At 57.3% G+C, this 17,668-nt stretch carries 19 protein-coding genes and 1 pseudogene; 10 read left to right on the forward strand and 10 right to left on the reverse strand.

Features of this window, described 5'->3' with window-relative positions; all coding sequences use genetic code 11:
• Positions 1-57 precede the first annotated feature (57 nt).
• Positions 58-561, forward strand: coding sequence for a nuclear transport factor 2 family protein (locus ACODS3_RS18430; RefSeq protein ID WP_489035640.1), 504 nt, complete (start codon positions 58-60; stop codon positions 559-561).
• On the opposite strand, the gene ACODS3_RS18435 is transcribed toward ACODS3_RS18430, so the two are convergent.
• Positions 553-1,923, reverse strand: a complete 1,371-nt coding sequence (locus tag ACODS3_RS18435; protein WP_201019842.1) for a GntT/GntP/DsdX family permease — start codon at positions 1,921-1,923, stop codon at positions 553-555. The genes ACODS3_RS18430 and ACODS3_RS18435 overlap by 9 nt on opposite strands.
• A 412-nt stretch (positions 1,924-2,335) precedes the next feature.
• Here ACODS3_RS18435 and ACODS3_RS18440 point away from each other — a divergent pair, with 412 nt between their 5' ends.
• Together ACODS3_RS18440 and ACODS3_RS18445 are read left to right on the forward strand one after the other, a co-directional pair.
• Positions 2,336-2,623, forward strand: coding sequence for a hypothetical protein (locus ACODS3_RS18440; protein WP_304575196.1), 288 nt, complete (start codon positions 2,336-2,338; stop codon positions 2,621-2,623).
• Positions 2,624-2,647: 24 nt separating this feature from the next.
• Positions 2,648-3,235 (forward strand): hypothetical protein, encoded by a 588-nt coding sequence (locus ACODS3_RS18445; RefSeq protein ID WP_489035643.1) that lies wholly within the window; start codon positions 2,648-2,650, stop codon positions 3,233-3,235.
• A 72-nt stretch (positions 3,236-3,307) separates the two neighbouring features.
• Here ACODS3_RS18445 and ACODS3_RS18450 read toward each other — a convergent pair whose 3' ends face one another.
• On the reverse strand, positions 3,308-4,318 hold the full coding sequence (locus tag ACODS3_RS18450) for a zinc-dependent alcohol dehydrogenase family protein (RefSeq protein ID WP_095068513.1): 1,011 nt from the start codon (positions 4,316-4,318) through the stop codon (positions 3,308-3,310).
• 162 nt (positions 4,319-4,480) lie between these two features.
• Between ACODS3_RS18450 and ACODS3_RS18455 the strand changes: the two genes are divergently transcribed.
• Positions 4,481-5,395, forward strand: coding sequence for a LysR family transcriptional regulator (locus tag ACODS3_RS18455; protein WP_489035645.1), 915 nt, complete (start codon positions 4,481-4,483; stop codon positions 5,393-5,395).
• 86 nt (positions 5,396-5,481) lie between these two features.
• On the opposite strand, the gene ACODS3_RS18460 is transcribed toward ACODS3_RS18455, so the two are convergent.
• The 5 genes and pseudogenes from ACODS3_RS18460 to ACODS3_RS18480 all read right to left on the reverse strand — a co-directional run bounded on the left by ACODS3_RS18460 (position 5,482) and on the right by ACODS3_RS18480 (position 8,752).
• On the reverse strand, positions 5,482-5,946 hold the full coding sequence (locus tag ACODS3_RS18460; protein WP_489035647.1) for a hypothetical protein: 465 nt from the start codon (positions 5,944-5,946) through the stop codon (positions 5,482-5,484).
• On the reverse strand, positions 5,943-6,452 hold the full coding sequence (locus ACODS3_RS18465) for a hypothetical protein (RefSeq protein WP_489035649.1): 510 nt from the start codon (positions 6,450-6,452) through the stop codon (positions 5,943-5,945). Before ACODS3_RS18465 ends, ACODS3_RS18460 begins: the two co-directional genes overlap by 4 nt.
• 286 nt (positions 6,453-6,738) lie before the next feature.
• Positions 6,739-7,275 (reverse strand): annotated as a pseudogene (locus ACODS3_RS18470) (GNAT family N-acetyltransferase).
• Positions 7,276-7,641: 366 nt separating this feature from the next.
• Positions 7,642-7,809, reverse strand: coding sequence for a winged helix-turn-helix transcriptional regulator (locus ACODS3_RS18475; protein WP_489035718.1), 168 nt, complete (start codon positions 7,807-7,809; stop codon positions 7,642-7,644).
• A 40-nt stretch (positions 7,810-7,849) separates the two neighbouring features.
• Complete coding sequence (locus tag ACODS3_RS18480) at positions 7,850-8,752, reverse strand: LysR family transcriptional regulator (protein ID WP_201004575.1); 903 nt, start codon at positions 8,750-8,752, stop codon at positions 7,850-7,852.
• Between the two features lie 91 nt (positions 8,753-8,843).
• Here ACODS3_RS18480 and ACODS3_RS18485 point away from each other — a divergent pair, with 91 nt between their 5' ends.
• Complete coding sequence (locus ACODS3_RS18485) at positions 8,844-9,857, forward strand: NADP-dependent oxidoreductase (protein ID WP_304575190.1); 1,014 nt, start codon at positions 8,844-8,846, stop codon at positions 9,855-9,857.
• A 166-nt stretch (positions 9,858-10,023) separates the two neighbouring features.
• On the opposite strand, the gene ACODS3_RS18490 is transcribed toward ACODS3_RS18485, so the two are convergent.
• On the reverse strand, positions 10,024-10,434 hold the full coding sequence (locus tag ACODS3_RS18490) for a winged helix-turn-helix transcriptional regulator (protein ID WP_489035652.1): 411 nt from the start codon (positions 10,432-10,434) through the stop codon (positions 10,024-10,026).
• 84 nt (positions 10,435-10,518) lie between these two features.
• Between ACODS3_RS18490 and ACODS3_RS18495 the strand changes: the two genes are divergently transcribed.
• Entirely contained in the window at positions 10,519-11,439 is a 921-nt protein-coding gene (locus tag ACODS3_RS18495; protein WP_489035654.1) for an aromatic alcohol reductase, read from the forward strand.
• A 36-nt stretch (positions 11,440-11,475) separates the two neighbouring features.
• Here the strand turns inward: ACODS3_RS18495 and ACODS3_RS18500 are convergent, their stop codons facing one another.
• Together ACODS3_RS18500 and ACODS3_RS18505 are read right to left on the reverse strand one after the other, a co-directional pair.
• Positions 11,476-11,970 carry a demethoxyubiquinone hydroxylase family protein gene (locus tag ACODS3_RS18500; RefSeq protein WP_201004578.1) on the reverse strand — a complete coding sequence of 165 codons (495 nt, stop codon included), beginning with the start codon at positions 11,968-11,970 and terminating at the stop codon, positions 11,476-11,478.
• Positions 11,971-12,305: 335 nt separating this feature from the next.
• Positions 12,306-13,550 carry a Bcr/CflA family multidrug efflux MFS transporter gene (locus tag ACODS3_RS18505; protein WP_489035656.1) on the reverse strand — a complete coding sequence of 415 codons (1,245 nt, stop codon included), beginning with the start codon at positions 13,548-13,550 and terminating at the stop codon, positions 12,306-12,308.
• A gap of 288 nt (positions 13,551-13,838) precedes the next feature.
• On the opposite strand from ACODS3_RS18505, the gene ACODS3_RS18510 reads away from it, so the two are divergent.
• The 4 genes from ACODS3_RS18510 to ACODS3_RS18525 are packed head-to-tail and all read left to right on the forward strand — an operon-like array spanning position 13,839 to position 17,615.
• Positions 13,839-14,828 carry an aldo/keto reductase gene (locus tag ACODS3_RS18510; protein ID WP_489035658.1) on the forward strand — a complete coding sequence of 330 codons (990 nt, stop codon included), beginning with the start codon at positions 13,839-13,841 and terminating at the stop codon, positions 14,826-14,828.
• A gap of 11 nt (positions 14,829-14,839) precedes the next feature.
• The gene (locus ACODS3_RS18515; RefSeq protein WP_489035660.1) at positions 14,840-15,424 is read left to right on the forward strand and encodes a flavodoxin; all 585 of its coding nucleotides are present in this window, start codon (positions 14,840-14,842) and stop codon (positions 15,422-15,424) included.
• Positions 15,425-15,455: 31 nt separating this feature from the next.
• Positions 15,456-16,526 carry an alpha/beta hydrolase gene (locus ACODS3_RS18520; protein WP_489035662.1) on the forward strand — a complete coding sequence of 357 codons (1,071 nt, stop codon included), beginning with the start codon at positions 15,456-15,458 and terminating at the stop codon, positions 16,524-16,526.
• A gap of 33 nt (positions 16,527-16,559) precedes the next feature.
• A complete protein-coding gene (locus ACODS3_RS18525) occupies positions 16,560-17,615 on the forward strand; it encodes an alpha/beta hydrolase (RefSeq protein WP_201019853.1) in 1,056 nt (351 codons plus the stop codon).
• The last annotated feature ends 53 nt before the right edge of the window (positions 17,616-17,668 follow it).

A 17,668-nucleotide genomic window follows, 5' to 3' on the forward strand; every position in this document is an offset into this window, starting at 1 on the left:
CGCCGGCAAGCCGCCTCCCACAGGGAAAGCGGCGTTCCAGAAAAAGGAGTCTTTAACATGGGCATAGCAAGCTTCAGAAACACCCTGGCGTTCGTCGTGCTGATCATGTCGGGCATGGCCGATGCCGCTTCAGAGCGCGATGTAGCAGCACGTAACAAGCAAATCGTCAGCGAAGCATTTGATCGCTGGGCCGCAGGCGGGAACAGCTTCTTCAGTGAAATGCTGACGCCGGACATCATCTGGACGATCAAGGGCTCGGGACCGAGTGCCGGGGTGTACCGAGGTATCGACCCGTTCATCGAGCAGGCCATCCGCCCATTCGTATCGCGGCTGTCCAGGCCGGTTAGGCCCGTCAGCAGGCAGATATGGGCGGATGGCGATCACGTCATCATCCAGTGGGACGGTGCCGGTGTGGCGCGTGACGGGCAGGCCTATAACAACAGCTATGCCTGGATCTTTCACATGCGCAACGGCAAGGCCGTCGAGGTCACTGCCTTTCTCGACCTTGCGCCTTATGACGATGTATTGCGGCGCATCCCCGAGGCTGCGGCGTCACGTTAACCAATGCCATAACAGCAGCGTGCCGATCAGCCCGACAACCGAAACGATGGTCTGCAACACTGACCAGACCCAAATCGTCTGCTTCAGTTGAAGCCCGAAATATTCGCGGACCATCCAGAAACCGGCATCGTTGACGTGGCAGAAAAACACCGAGCCTGCACCGATCACCAAAGCCACCAGCGATGCTTCGACCGGTGCAAGGCTGGCCATCATCGGCGCCAGGATGCCTGCCGTCGTAGTCGTCGCCACGGTGGCCGAACCGGTTGCCTGCCGCAACGCCACGGCAATCAGCCAGGCCAGCAGCAGATACGGCATGTGCGCGCCCTCCGCCACTTTGCTGATGGTCTGGCTGACACCGGCATCCAGCAAAGTCTGTTTCAAGCCGCCACCGGCACCGATGGTCAGCAACAGCACGGCTATCGGTGCCAGGCTTTTGCGCAAGGTCCCGCCCACATGCTCACGTGAAAGACCGTTGGCCCAGCCCAGGCACACCGTTGCAGCCAACACCGCGATACCCAAGGCAACCAGCGGCTCGCCAAGAAACTTCAACGCCAGCGCAAGGCTGCTTTCAGGTGCCATGAGCACCTTGGCCAAAGTGCTGCCGAGCATGAGAATCACCGGCAAGAGAATGATCAGCAACGAAATGCCAAAACTCGGCTGACGGCTGACATCGGGCTTGGCACTGAACAACTCGCCCAGTTCGGCAGGCTCTTCGATGTGCATGCGCTTCGACAGCCAGTTGCCGTAAAGAGGCCCCGCAAGAATCACCGCCGGAACAGCAATGCAGAGCCCCAGCAACATGGTCAGCCCCAGATCGGCGTGCAAGGCACTGACCGCGATCAGCGGCCCGGGATGTGGAGGCATCAAGGCATGCAGCGTGGTCATGCCCGCCAGTGCCGGAATGGCAATTTTCAGCAACGGCTGATTGGACTGACGCGCCATGACAAAGATGATCGGCACCATCATCACCAGCCCGACCTCAAAAAACAGTGGCAGGCCGATGACCATTGCCACCAGCGCCATGACCCAAGGCAGGGTCTTGCCCTTGCCCAGCCCGAGCAAGGTGGAAGCAATCCGGTCCGCCGCGCCCGACTCGGCCATCAACGCACCGAGCATCGCGCCCAGGGCAATGATAATCCCCGCCTCCCCCAGAATACCGCCCGCGCCCTTGCTGAAAGCTTTTGCAACGGCTTCAGGCGGCAACCCTGCGCCTATCCCTGCGATGAAAGTCCCCACCAGAATCGACAGAAACGGAGGAAGTTTGGTAGCGCTGATCAGCACGATGATCGTGGCAATCGCAATCAGGCAGCAGATGATCAGACGGGTGTCATGCAACACCCAGGCAGCAGACGACAGATCCAACGTAAACCCCTTCTTGGTACGGTTTTCTCACGAAACAACTGAAACAATTTGTCTCAATTTTTCCAAACCATACCGGAATGCGGCATTGCGTCGCAGTTAAATTTTCACAAAAGGTCACATTCCGCGCTGTCGTGCAGCAAACAGGGGCTGGTGATTGCTGAGAGGAAGCGGATGAACCTTCTCGTGTGGGAGCGAATTTATTCGCGAAAGGTCGCTACACCCGACAAATACTGGTCGTCTGGAATAGCGTCTCACTGCTTGTGCACTGGCGAAGTTTGTCGGCAATTCATGACCACACTCAAAGGTTTGTGCAGCGGAACTTAAAGTCTCAACGCAGACCAAAGGTGCCAAACCCGACACCTGGGGCACGCGACGGTCAATGGCCGTTCTGGAAAAGTGATGGCGGTGAAATATGGCAAATAAGGCGCAGTTGATCGAGCAGGCAAAACAGGCATCCGAGACTCTGTTTGCCTGGGCCAGTTTTGTCGCACGCACCGAGTTTCTTTGGCAGGACAGCACATTAGTGACGGATGCCGAAGCCTGGCAAAGCCTGTGGTTTGAGCTGGAGATCCTGAACGGCCTGGCGCTGGCCGAGTGGGAAGAACAAGGGCGGCCTGCCGACTGGTCAGCAACCTGGCGTGAAACCTATCAACAGGACGCACGCGAGCTGGCGGCTGAACTGCTGACGTTGACTGCCTGATCGTCGCCTCACGGAGAAGAGTGCATGTACCGCAAAACCGCTGTCGCCCTGTTGCTGATGTTATCCAGCGGCTGTAGCCAGTTTCCCCACAACAGGTTTTTCACCCCGCCCGCCGCTGGCCCGGATACGGCGTGGGTGCGTATTGTGGGCGGCACCGAACGGGCCTCTATCGAGCAGGAGTTGAATGGCCAACGCACTGGCGGCCTGGTGCGCAGCAGTGAATTCATACTCACACGAACCCAGGATCTCGGAATGCCTGTGGACAGCGAACAGAACAAATCGACCTGGAGCGATTATTACGAAACACCGGTGATTGCAGGCCGGAAAACAAGCATCGGCCTCGCCTATCACGGCCCCAATAATCAGTGCAGCAGCAACATGACCTTTGTGCCGCAGAAGGGCCACTATTACCAGTTCGGCCTGCAGGTCGACGTGCGCCTGCGCCAGTGTCGCGGCCTGCCGTATGAACTGATCAAAAATGAGCAGAGGCAATGGAAGCTACAGCGTCAGAAGGATGTGATCTGGGGCGGGAAATATGGTCATGAAGATGAGAACTGGCAGAAGATGCCAGACTCGCTGATGCCTCCTGCTGTTCCGTATGAGATTCGGTGAGACTGCCTTCATACTTTTAAACTTTATGAGACGACGCGCTTATTCAACGGCACGCCGCCACCGACTCACGGTTTAAGAAACCTTGATGACCACTTTGCCAAAAGCGCCACGTGCCAAGTGCTGGAAGGCCTGATGAGCGTCTTCAAACGAATAGGTTTTGTCGATCACCGGGCGGATCGCGTGTTTGTTCAAGAATTCGTTCATCCGATCAAACGATGAACGGGGGGCGACCGCAATGCCACGAATGGTGGTTTGGCGGAAGATCAATGGCATCAGGCTCAGCGTGGTGGTCTGCCCGGTCAAGAACCCGATTTGCGCAATCTTGCCAGCAGCTTTGGTTGCTGCGATGGACTGATTCAAACCTTCACCGCCGGCAACATCGAGCAACAGGTCTACGCCCTTTCCATCCGTAAGCTTCAGTACTTCTTCTTCCCAGCGTGGGAAGGTCCGATAGTTCACGCCTGCAACGGCACCGAGCTTTTTCACTGCATCAAGATTTTCATCATTGCTGCTGGTAACGATCACCTTGGCACCTAGCGCTGTTGCCAACTGCACGGCGAAGATCGACACACCACCGGTGCCTTGCACCAGAACGGTTTGGCCCGGTTGGATCTGGCCGTAATCCACCAACGAATACCACGCTGTCAGTGCCGCAATCGGCAGGGTTGAAGCTTCTTCGTCGGACATATTGTCAGGAGCACGAACGGCGCTGTCTTCATGGATGATCATGTATTCGGCCAGACCGCCTGGTAGCGGCATGCCGAAGCAGTAGGCAGGTTCGTCCGGGCCGGGCTCGCCATCGATCCACCGCGAATACAGATGCGAGTTGACACGATCACCTACCTTATAGCGGCTTACGCCTGCGCCAACCGCAACGACGGTGCCCGAAGCATCGCTAACCGGTATCAGTGGCTTTGGAACCAGATGGGGTTCGTAGATACCGTCAACGATGGCCTTGTCGCGGAAGTTAAGCGAAACAGCACCGATTTTTACCAGCAGTTCGCCTGCTTCAGGCTCAGGGGTAGTCGCTTCGCCAAGTACCAGATTGTCGAGACCGAAATCTTTCAAAAGCCACGCTTTCATCTGTCTATCTCCGGGAGGGTGTGAATCTGTTGGCGGTATTTTTCCGTAAGAAAGACGAGCAATAAATGCGTAATCCGGCACAAGATTGTTATTTTTATAAGCAACAATATTAATTTTATAGTTTCTTTTTAGATAACAAATCTAATGCGTGAGGGAGGTGCCATGGAGCTGCTTCAGTCAATGCAGGTGTTCGCCCGACTGGCTGAGCTTGGAAGTTTTACCCGTGCGGCAGATGCAATGCAGATAGGCCGCCCACAGGTGACCCGAGCGATCCAGGAGCTGGAAACCTCGTTAGGTGTCCGACTTTTTCAGCGCACCACGCGCACGGTGCGGCTCACTTCCGAAGGGGAGCGATTCTACGAGCGGGTTAAAGACATTCTCGGCGATGTTGCAGAGGCCACAGCGATGTTTGCACTGCCAGGCTCAACCTTGCGTGGCCGACTAAGGGTCGATATCCCCACAGCCTTTTCCCAGCCTGGGCTGATAGAGAGCCTGTTGAATTTCACCAACCTTTATCCAGCAATCGAACTGGCACTCGGTGTCACAGACAGAACCGTGGATTTGGTTGCAGAGGGAGTGGACTGTGTATTGCGCATTGGCGAATTGCCCAGTTCAAGTCTGGTGGCGCGACGGATTGGCCTGGCGACGATGATTACCTGCGCGGCACCCAGATACCTTGAGCAGCATGGCGAGCCCAAGACCCTCGATGATCTGGATGCACATCGGGGAGTTACCTTTCTCTCTGGTCATAATCAGCGCCCGCTGCCCTGGCAATTTCTGCATGCCGGTAGCGAGCAAACCTACGTGAGCCGACGCGGCATTACCGTCAACGAATCCAACGCCTACGTAGAGTGCGGGGTTGCTGGCTTTGGGATTCTTCAAGCACCCGGTATTACCCTCGACCGCTTTCTTGCCGACGGCTCATTGGTCGAGGTGCTACGACCTTATCGCCCGCATCCCCGGCCCGTATCAATCCTGTACCCGAGCCGGTCCCACCTGGCACCGCAGGTCCATGTCTTTGTCGATTGGGTGCGCGAGCAATTCCCGATCATCTATGGCCGTTGGCTGGAAAATTAGCAATTGCTTGAAATACGTATCAAATACCCTGACTGGCGCAGCAGTGAATGTGCAGGTATTCAAAGCGCATCTCTACCGGCTCAGCTCTACCTGCACACGGCAGTGATACAACGCATTGAATTGAAGTCATATACCGCTGAATGACCGGGCTGTCCTTTCGGTACCGGAACGCCTTTGGGGATGAAAAGCGTTGCGGCATGTGCGCCGTACAGACCAGCCGGGTAGGTAAAAGGTTTAAGGACAACATAGGCGTTGAACAAGTCTGGCGCGCTCGGACGAGGCTTCCCGACACCCGCCACTGGCGGCACATCGCGTTCGGGCGTGCTGGCGATCTTGGCGTTCACCCAGGCCTGGGCGTCCTCATTCGTGGCTGGGCGGAGCAAGCCATTGGTAACCGCCTCCTCAAGGCCCGGCTGACCGGCCAGCGGCGCGCCCTTTTCTTGAAAGCTCTCGGGGGTTATTGCCGTCGAGGTGACAAGCCGGGAGTCAGCGCCGAGTGGCTGGCCGATCAGAATATTGCCGGACTTATCGGCGTGATAAACGAGCTTCACCGGTTGGCGAACAACTGGCGCGACAATGGATTGAGCGCCGTGTTTTGCTCTTTGCCCACATAGAGATAACCGCAAGGGCCTTTGTTTTCATAACTGCTGTTGAGCACAGGCACCTTGGGGCCCAGGCCAGCCACGGCTTGACGGTGATACCCCGAAACATACACCGCCACGATCTTCGTGCCCTGGCTCCAGCCGATATTCCACACCGTCGGCTCGTACGCGCCGAGTATCAACGCAACCGGTTGCTCAGGGCTGTTGACAGCAATATCGAACTGAGTGGCCTGATGGCCGCTTTGATCAATCTGAAACGGCAACTCACGCCCCGAATAAGCTCCCGCCGCGTATACCTCCATGGCGTCAGGTGCCTTGAAATCCTTGAAAGCGCAGGTAGCCGGGGTGTCGTTTTGCACAACGGGTAGCGGCGTAGAGAATTTGAACTCCTTCAAATCTTCTGCGGAGGAAGAGGTTGCAACGGCAAGCAGTGCTGCTGCGATCCTTGCTTTCATATTCGTTCCCTGAGGGTTGGTGGCGAGGGGGGACGGTAGCTTGGCGGTAGGGGAAATATACTTGGTTAGGTTTATGGTGAGGTGGGTTTGTTTTGAGAGTTGGAAGATTGCTTATGGCCGATTCTGTTGAAAAAGCCGGCTGCGATTTATGAGTGAGAAAAGTACGCGTCGGAGATTGAAATCTTGAATCTCCACAGAGTTCTTCGGACTCAGATTTTACGCAGATGCGCGCTAAAGAGGCGCTTTCACCGCCTTATGATTTAGGATTTTGAAAAAATCGCCTTTTTCAACACAGTCGGCCGACTTCTGCCTTTCGCGACTGACCGAGTCGACCCGAAACAGTTTTCGCCATCTCAGAGGTAGCCGCCCAGCCCAGTCCTTCATACACCGATTTGCCGGCCTTGGTCGCGTGGAGTACGGCAAAACTTATTCCGCGTTGGGCGAACTCGGCTTCAGCCAACTTCATAAGGCTTGAGGCCAGGCCCCGGCCCCGGTAAGCGGGTTCGACGAAAACGTTTAGTACATAGCCGCGCTGGTCTAAGGTCGGATGGGACGGATGAGGTGGCCAGTCGATGCTCATCAGTCCTATCGCCGCTACAGGCTGCCCTGTGTCCATCAGCGCAAAACCGTAGTAGCGGCCGTCGATTAAGCGCTGGTGCAACTAAGGCCGAAAGTGCTCAGTCATTACCCGCAACTCCGATGGGTCTCCTCCCGCTTCAAGGAACATCGTTTCGCGGTGCACACAAATGATTTCACGGTCATTTGGCTCTAATCGACGGGCCGTCAAGCCTGAGAAATCGATGTTGCCGGGGATCTCTTTCATCGCATGCACCTAGACGGAGCGTCTGATGCTAGGGCGGTCAAGAGGAAAGTGTTAGACACAGATTGAACAAAAGCGCGCCATACAGAGCAGCTAAGCACTCCGGCGGGCTAATGCTGATCAGTTAAGGTCATAAATCACCTTGCTGGCGACTTCACATTGAACGCAGAATTTCTGTCGGTTTTCAGGTCTTTTTCGCCAGCAAGCTGCCTCCCACAAGTTTCGTTGTGCCTTAACTGATTGGCATTACTCCGACTGGCCGATCTTGTTTGATGCCAGAAAACTCCTCCCCAGCGGAATCAACTCACAATCAACACGCAGCGGTACTTCGCCGTAATCACAACGCGAGATCAAGCCGTCTCGTTCAAGCTACCGCAAGCTGCGAGTCAGCATGCGTTGGGTGATGCCCTGCAAGCGACGGCCGATTTCGGCGTGGCGCAGTTTGCCCTCTACTCCCAGCGTATAGACGATCTGCCCCTCGTTCGACGCTGAGCGCGTCGCAGATAGCTTGTAGCTTGTAGCTTGTGACAGACGGATGACCTAATCGTCACCCATTACTGTTCGTGCTAAACCCAATTCAAAGCCGCTCAATCAACATTTCCAGAAAGGCGCGTACAGCCGGATTGGTGCGGCGACTCTCGGGCCATATGGCCGTGATGTTGTGTCGGTCCACGGCAAAGTCAGACAGGATCGGGACTAACTCTTGGCGCTTTACCCTGGGAGCAGCCATGAAGCTTGTGGCCATTCCGATACCTGCGCCTGCAGCAATGGTTGCCATGACGGCTTCGCTTGCATCAACGATGACAGGAGATGACGGCAATATCTCAATCTCCTTATCCCCGATCCTGAACGGCCAGCGAAACAGTTGGCCCGTACTTTGATAGCGCAGGTTGACGGTTTCGTGCCCTACCAGTTCATCGGGATGCATCGGAGTGCCGTATCTGGCCAGATAATCTGGCGAGGCATAGCAGCAGAGCCTGTATGGCAAGAGTCGGCGCGACAGAAGAGACGAATCCGCAAGGTCGCCGATCCTTACCGCAAGATCAATGCTCTCTTCAACCAGGCCTACGATGTGATCACTCAGCCGCAGGTCGATCATCACCTTTGGGTAAAGCTTGCGAAACTCCGTCATGGCCGGGGCAATGATGTGGAGGCCAATCGGAAGTGATGCCGCAATGCGTAATGTGCCCGCAGGTTCGGAACGAACGGCCTTAGCCATCTGTTCGATCTCTTCGGCATTGCGTAGCAGCTGTAGCACGCGCTCATGCAAGTCGCGGCCTTCAGCCGTGAAGCTCAGCGAGCGGGTCGTACGGGTGAAAAGAGAGAAGCCGAAATGACGTTCCAGCCGCTGAATGCTTTTGCTTATCGCAGAGGGAGAGACAGACAGCGAGCGGGCTGCGGCGGTGTAGCTGCCCAGAGAGCCAACACGGGCGAATGCGATCAAGCCTGTCAGTCGTTCAAAACCAATTTGTTCCTTCATGGCAATATTAAAACGAAATAAGGCACTATTATCAACCTTAAAGAATCCTCATAACATCGGTCATCCAAACTGATCTCTAAGCGAGGTTGCGATGAACGACATGATGAAAGCCGTGCAATTGCACGAATTCGGTGCCCCTGAGGTCTTGCTATACGGGGATGCTCCGCGACCACTAGTGAAGGCCGGAGAAGTGCTTGTTCGCGTAAATGCTGCAAGCCTCAACCCACCAGATCTATACCTACGTGACGGCTATCGGGCACTACCGCCTGAGTGGCAGCCCGATCCAATCTTTCCGCTGATTCTGGGCACTGATGTATCAGGTGTCGTGGCTGCGGTTGGTGAAGAGGTTTTCGGGGTTAGCGTGGGTGACGAAGTCTATGCAATGGTCCGTTTCCCGGAAGATCTGATGAAGGGCAGTGGCGCGTATGCCGAATATGTGGCCGTCGCTGAATCCGAACTGGCCCTGAAGCCCAAGGGTATAGATCATGTCCAGGCAGCCGGTGCACCGATGTCGCTACTCACTGCCTGGCAGTTTCTGATCGACCCCGGCCATGATTTGCCAAACCCGTTCCAGTCGTTTCGGCATATGCCTGTCCCGCTCGAAGGCAGAACGGTTCTGGTGAATGGCGCTGGAGGTGGCGTTGGGCATCTGGCGGTTCAGGTTGCCAAATGGAAAGGTGCGCGTGTGATCGCGGTCGCTTCCGGCAAACACGAAGAGCTTCTTCGCGACCTGGGCGCTGATGAGTTTATCGATTACACCAAGGTAGCCGCCGAAACGGTCGCCCATGATGTTGATCTGGTGCTGGACGCTGTCGGCGGCCCGAATATGGAACGCTTTTTGAGCGTAATCAGGCCGGGCGGATCGCTCTTCCTGGTCAACCCTCTGGGATTCTCGGGGCATGGTGATGCAGCCAGGTTCGGAATCACTGTGTCATCGACACAAGTGCGCTCCAACGGCACGCAACTGGCGCAGGCCAGTCGCCTGCTCGACAGCGGTACTATTCATGTCGTTATCGACAGCACATATCCGCTGGCAGAAGCATCGGCTGCGCATAAGCGAGCTTCACAGGGCAGTATTCAGGGTAAGGTCGTTTTGATCGTCTGACCAATCGATGCCCCCAACTGACAGCACAAGTGGGAAGAGCCTTGGCCGCGACAGCATGTTGAAGACGCTGAAAATGTGTTGCCTATACGCTGGTCGTCGCGGCCAAGGCCCCTCCCACTTCAGGACATGTACGCCTTAACTGATCGGCATCGCCACCGACCTCACTTCAGACACTCCCCCCATCAAACCGCCCCCGCGCCGCCCGAAACTCCTCTGCATTCTCCAGCAACCACATCCACAACGGCACCATATGCGCCAGAAAACTCCTTCCCAGCGGAGTCAGCTCATAATCAACACGCGGCGGAACCTCGCCGTAATCGCAACGCGAGATCAGGCCGTCTCGTTCGAGTTGTCGCAAGCTGCGGGTCAGCATGCGTTGGGTGATGCCTTGCAAGCGGCGGCCGATTTCGGCGTGGCGCAGTTTTCCCTCGACTCCCAGCGTATGGACGATCCCCAATGACCAGCGATTGCCCGCATGGGTCAGGACCTCGCGCTTGAGGCCGTCATCTTCGGCGCTGAGCGCGTCGCAGGTAGCTTGTGACAGGCGGATGACCTCATCTTCACTTATTGCGTTCATGCGGTATCACTCGTGTGCCTTCTTCTGAATATTCGCCAAGGGTGACAGGATAAAACATCGCTGATCACTCACCGGGAATTACTGATGCACTCACACGATACTGCAACAACCGACACTATTCTGGTCCTGGGCGCGGGCGAGTTGGGCATGGCGGTGCTTCGCGAACTGGCAGCGCAGCCGGCTGCGCGCGTCACTGTCATGCTGCGGCCATCGGCTCTGGACACGACGTCTGAACCTAAACGCCAAACTCTCGACGAGCTGAGTGCTCTGGGCATCGAGGTGGTGTCTGCCGATGCTGCAAACGACTCCGAGGAAAGCCTCGCCGCGTTGTTCAGCGGCTTCGACACGGTGGTCAGTTGCCTGGGTTTTGCAGGCGGTGCCGGGACACAACTCAAGCTGACCCGCGCCGTGTTGCAGTCCGACGCGAAACGTTATGTGCCGTGGCAATTCGGTGTGGATTACGACGTGATCGGCTATGGCAGCCCTCAAACCCTGTTTGACGAGCAACTGGACGTGCGTCAGTTGCTGCGCGGCCAGTCGCGTGTGCAATGGCTGATCATTTCCACCGGCATGTTCACCAGCTTTCTGTTTGAACCTGCGTTTGGTGTGGTCGACCTCAGCCAGAACATCGTACGTGCCTTGGGCAGTTGGGACACTGCCGTGACGGTCACCACGCCGGAAGATATCGGTCGCCTGACTGCATCCATTCTCTTTGAGCCCGCACTGACCAATGAAGTGGTCTTCACGGCGGGCGACACCCTTACCTACCGGCAACTGGCGGACACTGTCGATCAGTTGCTCAATCGCACGGTTGATCGTGTGGAATGGACGGTACCAGCGCTCAAGGCCGATCTGGCTGCCGCACCCGACGACTCGCTGCGCAAGTACCGGGCGGTGTTCGCGCAAGGCAAAGGCGTTGCCTGGCCCAAGGCGCACACTTACAACGCCGAACGGCAGATCGATACCATCACTGTGGGTCAGTGGATTGAGCAACATTTGCTCTGAGCAGGTGGCGTGAGCTGCGACCCGCTCTTTACCTGATCAAGACCGCATCCCCATCCAGATCACCGCCTCAGTCCACGCAGTCACAACCGGTGTCAGTGCCCTGAACCAGGGATCGCGAACATCGATCTGCGCGGCTGAGTGGTCATGATGGTGCTGCTCTTCTTCCACGATCGAGGTAATGGCCGTTACTGCATGAGGATCGATATCGCGCAGCTCATGCAGTTGATGGGCAAGGTGCTTGAGCACCACACTTTCAACCGCGACGGTCGTTGCGACAATGGCCTTGCGACCTAAGAGGCCGGTGATCAAACCCAGCGCCAGGCCACCGAGGCCGCACAGCCAGTAACTGCGGCAACGGGGATAGTTGCGGCGTTGCAGTTCAGCCTGAAAGACCGTCCGATGGCGGCGTTCGTGGGAGAGAAACTCCTTGAGCTCATCCACCATGCCCGGCGCGAAAAGCCGGGCCATGAACAGCTGGCCGCTGTAGATACAGATCGCACCGTGCTCGCCTGCATGGTCAACCTTCATCATGCGGTTACCGAGGTCACTTCCATTAGCCATATAGTCTTGGGGGTTCACGCTGAGAGGCCTTGTTCGATGGGGGCAGGACATCGGGTCTGTCCTGATGCCAGTCAGTCAGGAGGCTGATTTCAAGAATCTGGTGCCGGGCTCACAATCCGTGGGAGGGGCCTTGGCCGCGACAGCTTCATGAAGACGCTGAAAATGTGTTGCCTGTAAGCAAGTCGTCGCGGCCAAGGCCCTTCCTACAAGTGATATGTACACCTTGACTGATCGGCATTAGAGCATGTCCTTGCTCTTCAGCATGCATCGTGCTGTCACCTCGGACAGATAAACAAGTGCAGCGTTCACATTCCCGCCTCTCGCCCTCGCCCCACAGAAACCAAAGCCGTCCCCAGGCTGCCTACGCCGGCCACGCCCATCACCAACGCCATGCCCCTCGGTGTCCCGTCGGACAACCAACTGACAAGTGCCGCGCTGAAGATGCCGCTGCCGTAGTGCATCGCGCCCACCAATGAGGATGCCGAGCCTGCCCGCTGGGGGAAGAAGGCAAGCGCGCCGGCCACGGAGTTGGCGACGATGAATCCGTTCATGGACATGTAGAAGAACACCGGTATCACCAGCCCCCAGAGTCCGCCCCAGCCGAACCATGCGCACAGGCTGAGGATCATGCCGAAGAAGGCCAGTGCCCAGGTGCCGAGGTGGAAAAGTCGTTCGCTGCCCATGCGGTTCAGTAATCGGCCGTTGGCAAAGTTGGCGATCATCATGCCAAGGATGTTGACCCCGAAGAGCCAGCCATAGGCCTGCGCTGATACGTGGTAATAGTCGATGTAGGCAAAGGGTGTTCCCACGATGAAGGCGTAGGCGCCTGCGTAGAAGAAGCCGCCCGACAGTGCATACCTGATCAGCCGTGGATCACGGATGAGTTGCAGATAGGTGGCGAACGTATGCACAAGCGGCTCGGTTGTTCTCTGATCGGGAGGCAGGCTTTCCGGCAATTTACGAAACGAAAAAAGCGTCACCAGCCCGACAAGAGCCAGCGACCAGAAGATGCCTTGCCATGACCACCAATCAAGAATCTGGCCTCCAATCAGTGGCCCGGCCAAGGGCGCTACTCCCATGATCAGAATCAGGGTCGACAGCATTTTTGCCGACTGCTCTCGCCCATACAGGTCACGGACCATGGCGCGGGACAGCACAGGGCCTACGCAGGCGCCCAGTGCCTGAATCACCCGCCACACCATCATTTGAGTGACATCGGTCGAGAGCGCGCAGCCGACCGAGCCGATGATGAACAGGATCATTCCGATGGCAATCGGCAACTTGCGTCCGTAACGATCGCTGACCGCTCCCCATATCAACTGCCCGAGGCTGAAGCCCAGCAGGAATGCAGAAAAGGTCAGCTCGATGCTGGCTGTGTCGGTATGCAGCGCCCGGCTGATGGTTGGCAGCGCGGGCAGATACATGTCGGTGGAGATGGATGCGAATGACATCAGCGCACTGAGATTAAGCAGCAATCGCAGGTCGGCCGTTTTGCGCGGCGGTTCGGTGCTGGTGGCAGAGAGTGTTGCAGGGCGTTGGAGTAAAGACATGGGAATGGAGTCTGCCAGTGACGAAACCCGCATCGTAGTGACTGTCGGCCTATCAATGAATGCCATGATTTCGCAAGGTGAAATGAGCTGAGCTCATGAATCTATCGACCCCGCCTCCAACGCCATCCATGCCTGACCTCACACGATAGAAGCCGACTCATGAACTTTCTTCATAAGTCCTTCCCGACTCAGGCATCTAGTACCCCCTCGCCTGCTCGCTTAGTGTTTTCACAACGGCATTGCCTCCAGCCATCTCTTTTACCGAACGCTCAAGCTGGGAGATTTGACATGCAAAAGCGCAAACTCGGAAACAGCTCTCTTGAAGTCTCGGCCCTCGGGTTGGGCTGCATGGGGCTCAGCCACGGCTATGGCCCGGCCACGGATACAGATCAGGCCGTCACCTTGATCCGTGCGGCAGTTGACCAAGGCATCACCTTTTTCGACACCGCCGAAGTCTACGGCCCTTATCTGAACGAACAGGTTGTGGGCCAGGCGCTGGCGCCGGTCAGGGATCAGGTGGTGATCGCCACCAAGTTCGGTTTTACCTTCGGGTCCGACAACAAACAGCAGGTCCTCAACAGCCGTCCCGAGCACATCCGGGTTGCCGTCGAGGGTTCGCTGCGCAGGCTGAAGACCGACTACATCGACTTGCTTTACCAGCACCGGGTCGACCCGGACGTCCCCATCGAAGATGTCGCGGGAGCGGTGAAAGAACTCATATGGGAAGGCAAGGTCAAGCACTTCGGCCTGTCAGAAGCCGGCGCACAGACCATTCGGCGTGCTCATGCCGTGCAGCCTGTCACTGCGCTGCAAAGTGAGTATTCCCTGTGGTGGCGCGAGCCTGAGCAGGAAATTATCCCGACCCTGACGGAACTGGGGATCGGCTTCGTTCCCTTCAGCCCTTTGGGCAAGGGCTTCCTCACCGGCGCGGTATCGGCAGACACCTCATTCGGCAGCGACGACTTCCGCAGTATCGTGCCCCGTTTCAGTCAGGAAGCGCTTCAGGCCAATCAGGCACTGGTGGTTCTGGTCCGCAAGATTGCGGAGCAAAAGGATGCAACACCGGCCCAGATCGCGCTGGCCTGGCTGCTCGCACAGGCGCCCTGGATCGTGCCGATTCCCGGTACGACCAAGCTGCACCGGCTGGAAGAGAATATTGGCGGTGCGGCCATCACGCTCGATGAGGTCGAACTCAAGGCCATTGATGCGGCGCTGGAGCAGATCAGCATTCAGGGCGACCGCTATCCCGAATCCCTCAAGGCCCGCGTCGGGCGCTGAGGGCAATAGCCATGAGCAATGATCACGATCCGCTACGCCGCACGGTAGTCGCCGCACTCGCCAGCGCGCCACTGCTGGCACTGGCCGGTACGCAAGCCAATGGCGAGCAGCCTCGCTCAGGGTCTCGCACTCTGGTGGCGTATTTTTCCCGATCCGGAAATACCCGCGTCGTCGCCGGGCTCATCCAGCGCAGCCTGCATGCAGACCTTTTCGAGATTCGCCCGGCCAGGCCCTACCCCGAGGATTATCTGGAGACGGTGGAACAGGCACGCCAGGAACGCGATAGCGGTTTCGAGCCAGCGCTGGAAAGCAAGGTTCAGGACATTGCCGATTACGACACGCTGTTCCTCGGTTTTCCGATCTGGGGTGAAACCACGCCTCCCGTTGTGCGCTCGTTTCTGTCGGCCCACGACCTGGCCGGTAAAACCCTTGTCCCCTTCACCACCCATGGCGGCTACGGGCTCGGCAACAGCCGTTCCGTTCTCGAAAGCCATGCGCCCAAAGCCAGGATAGTCGATGGCTTCGTGATGGAGGGCGAGCAGGAACGCAAGACCATGGAGCGCGTGAACGAGTGGTTGAGTGAATCAGGTCGTTAATACAGGCAATTGCTGTTTCGAGAGATGACATATGAATGCTGGAAAAACCCTGTTGGGCATCGCCCTGCTGAGCGTGCTTGCCGCTTGCGAAACGCACTCCAATGGCCCGGCTCCCCTGCTGATTCAGGAACAAGGCAGCTTCGCCGCTGGCGGAACCATGGCCACGGCACCGGGCACGTTCAACCCGCACAAGCCCATGGCACCCGATGGCCAGACCTATCACGGCGACCATGCGTACGCCTTCTATCAGATTCCGGTCAATGCCCGAAAACTGCCCATCGTCATGTGGCACGGCGCGGGCCAGTTTTCCAAGACCTGGGAAACCACCGCTGATGGCCGTGAAGGTTTTCAGAATATCTTTCTGCGGCGCCAGTTCGGCGTGTATCTGATCGACCAGCCGCGTCGGGGTGATGCCGGGCGCAGCATGGTGGAGACGACGATCAAGCCTGTGCCGGACGAACAGCTCTGGTTCAACCAGTTCCGTATCGGCCTGTGGCCTGACTATTTCAAAGGCGTGCAGGTTGCCCGGGATGCGCAGACGCGCGACCAGTTTTTCCGTGCGATGACACCCAATACCGGGCCGTTCGACATGAACGTGGTTTCCGATGGCGTGTCGGCAGTGTTCAACAGGGTTGGCCCCGGCATCCTGTTCACCCACTCGCAGGGTGGCGGGCCAGGCTGGCTGACGGCGATCAAGAACAACAAGGTCAAGGCAATTGTGGCCTTCGAGCCTGGCAGCAGTTTTGTCTTCCCGGAAGGTGAAGTGCCAGCGCCGATCCCCAGCGCGTTCGACACCGTGCAAGGCGCAGCGGTGCCGATGGAACAGTTCATGGCACTCACGCGCATTCCGATCCTTGTGCTGTACGGCGACAACATCCCGGAACAGGCCGTCGACCTTCCCGCTCAGGACAGTTGGCGTGCCCGACTCGCGATGGCTCGCGCATGGCGTGACGCCGTCAACAGGCATGGCGGTGATGTGAGGCTGATCCATCTGCCGCAGATAGGTATCAAGGGAAATACCCACTTCCCCATGTCGGACTTGAACAACGTCGAGATCGCGGACCTGGTGTCCGGATTTCTCACCGAAAAACACCTGGACTGATACCCACTCTTTTTAATCCTCAGGAGATTTCATATGCGAAACACCCTTTTGAAAGCGTCGCTCATGGCGGCAATGGTCGGAATCTCTGCCGGTGAAGTCGGGGCCGCGGACTACAAAAAGAATCCCTTCACTCTGGTCTACGACGGGGCGATTGCGAAGAATGAACCTGGCAAGGTGAATATCCACGCGGTCACCTACAAGCTCAATGACCTGGACATCGCTGCCAACGTTTATACCCCAGCCAATTACGACCCGAAGAAAACCTACCCCACGGTGGTCGTGGCGCACCCGAACGGCGGAGTGAAAGAGCAAGTGGCAGGCCTTTATGCCCAACGCCTGGCAGAACAGGGCTACATCACGATTACTGCCGATGCGGCGTATCAAGGCGCCAGCGCAGGACAACCGCGCAGTGTCGACAAGCCAGCCAATCGCATCGAAGACATCCATGGCATGGCCGACTTCATCACTCAATATGCCGGGGTCGACGGGAAACGCCTGGGCCTGCTCGGCATCTGTGGCGGTGGCGGGTATTCCCTGGCGGCGGCTGAAACGGACAAGCGCTTCAAATCGGTGGCGACGGTCAGCATGTTCAACTCCGGGCGGGTTCGCCGCAATGGTTACGCCGACTCGCAACTGAGCACCATCCAGCCTCGTCTGCAACAAGCTTCGGCTGCCCGTGCTCAGGAAGCCGCTGGTGGGGCAGTGCTTTATTCAGGGGATGCCAACCTGACGGACGAGCAGATCGCCAAATTGCCATTCGACCTGTATCGCCAGGGCTACGAGTACTACTGGAAGACCCACGCGCATCCCAACTCGACCTTCAAGTACACCACCAGCAGCTTGCTCGACCTGATGCGTTTCGACGCCACCCACCAGATCGAGCTGATCGAACAGCCGCTGCTGATGATCGCGGGCAGCAAGGCCGATAGCCTGTACATGACCGAAGATGCCTTTGCCAAAGCCACCGGCACCCAAGAAAAGGAGTTGTTCAAAATCGAGGGGGCCACCCATATCGAAACCTACTGGGTGCCCAAATATGTCGAGGCAGCCGTCGGCAAGCTGACCGGGTTTTATGCAAGAACGCTGTAATTGGCAGATTTTGCTACCGTCAAATAATCCTGTGCCCTCATGAGCCTCTCATC

This window comes from Pseudomonas sp. FG43, assembly GCF_057809175.1.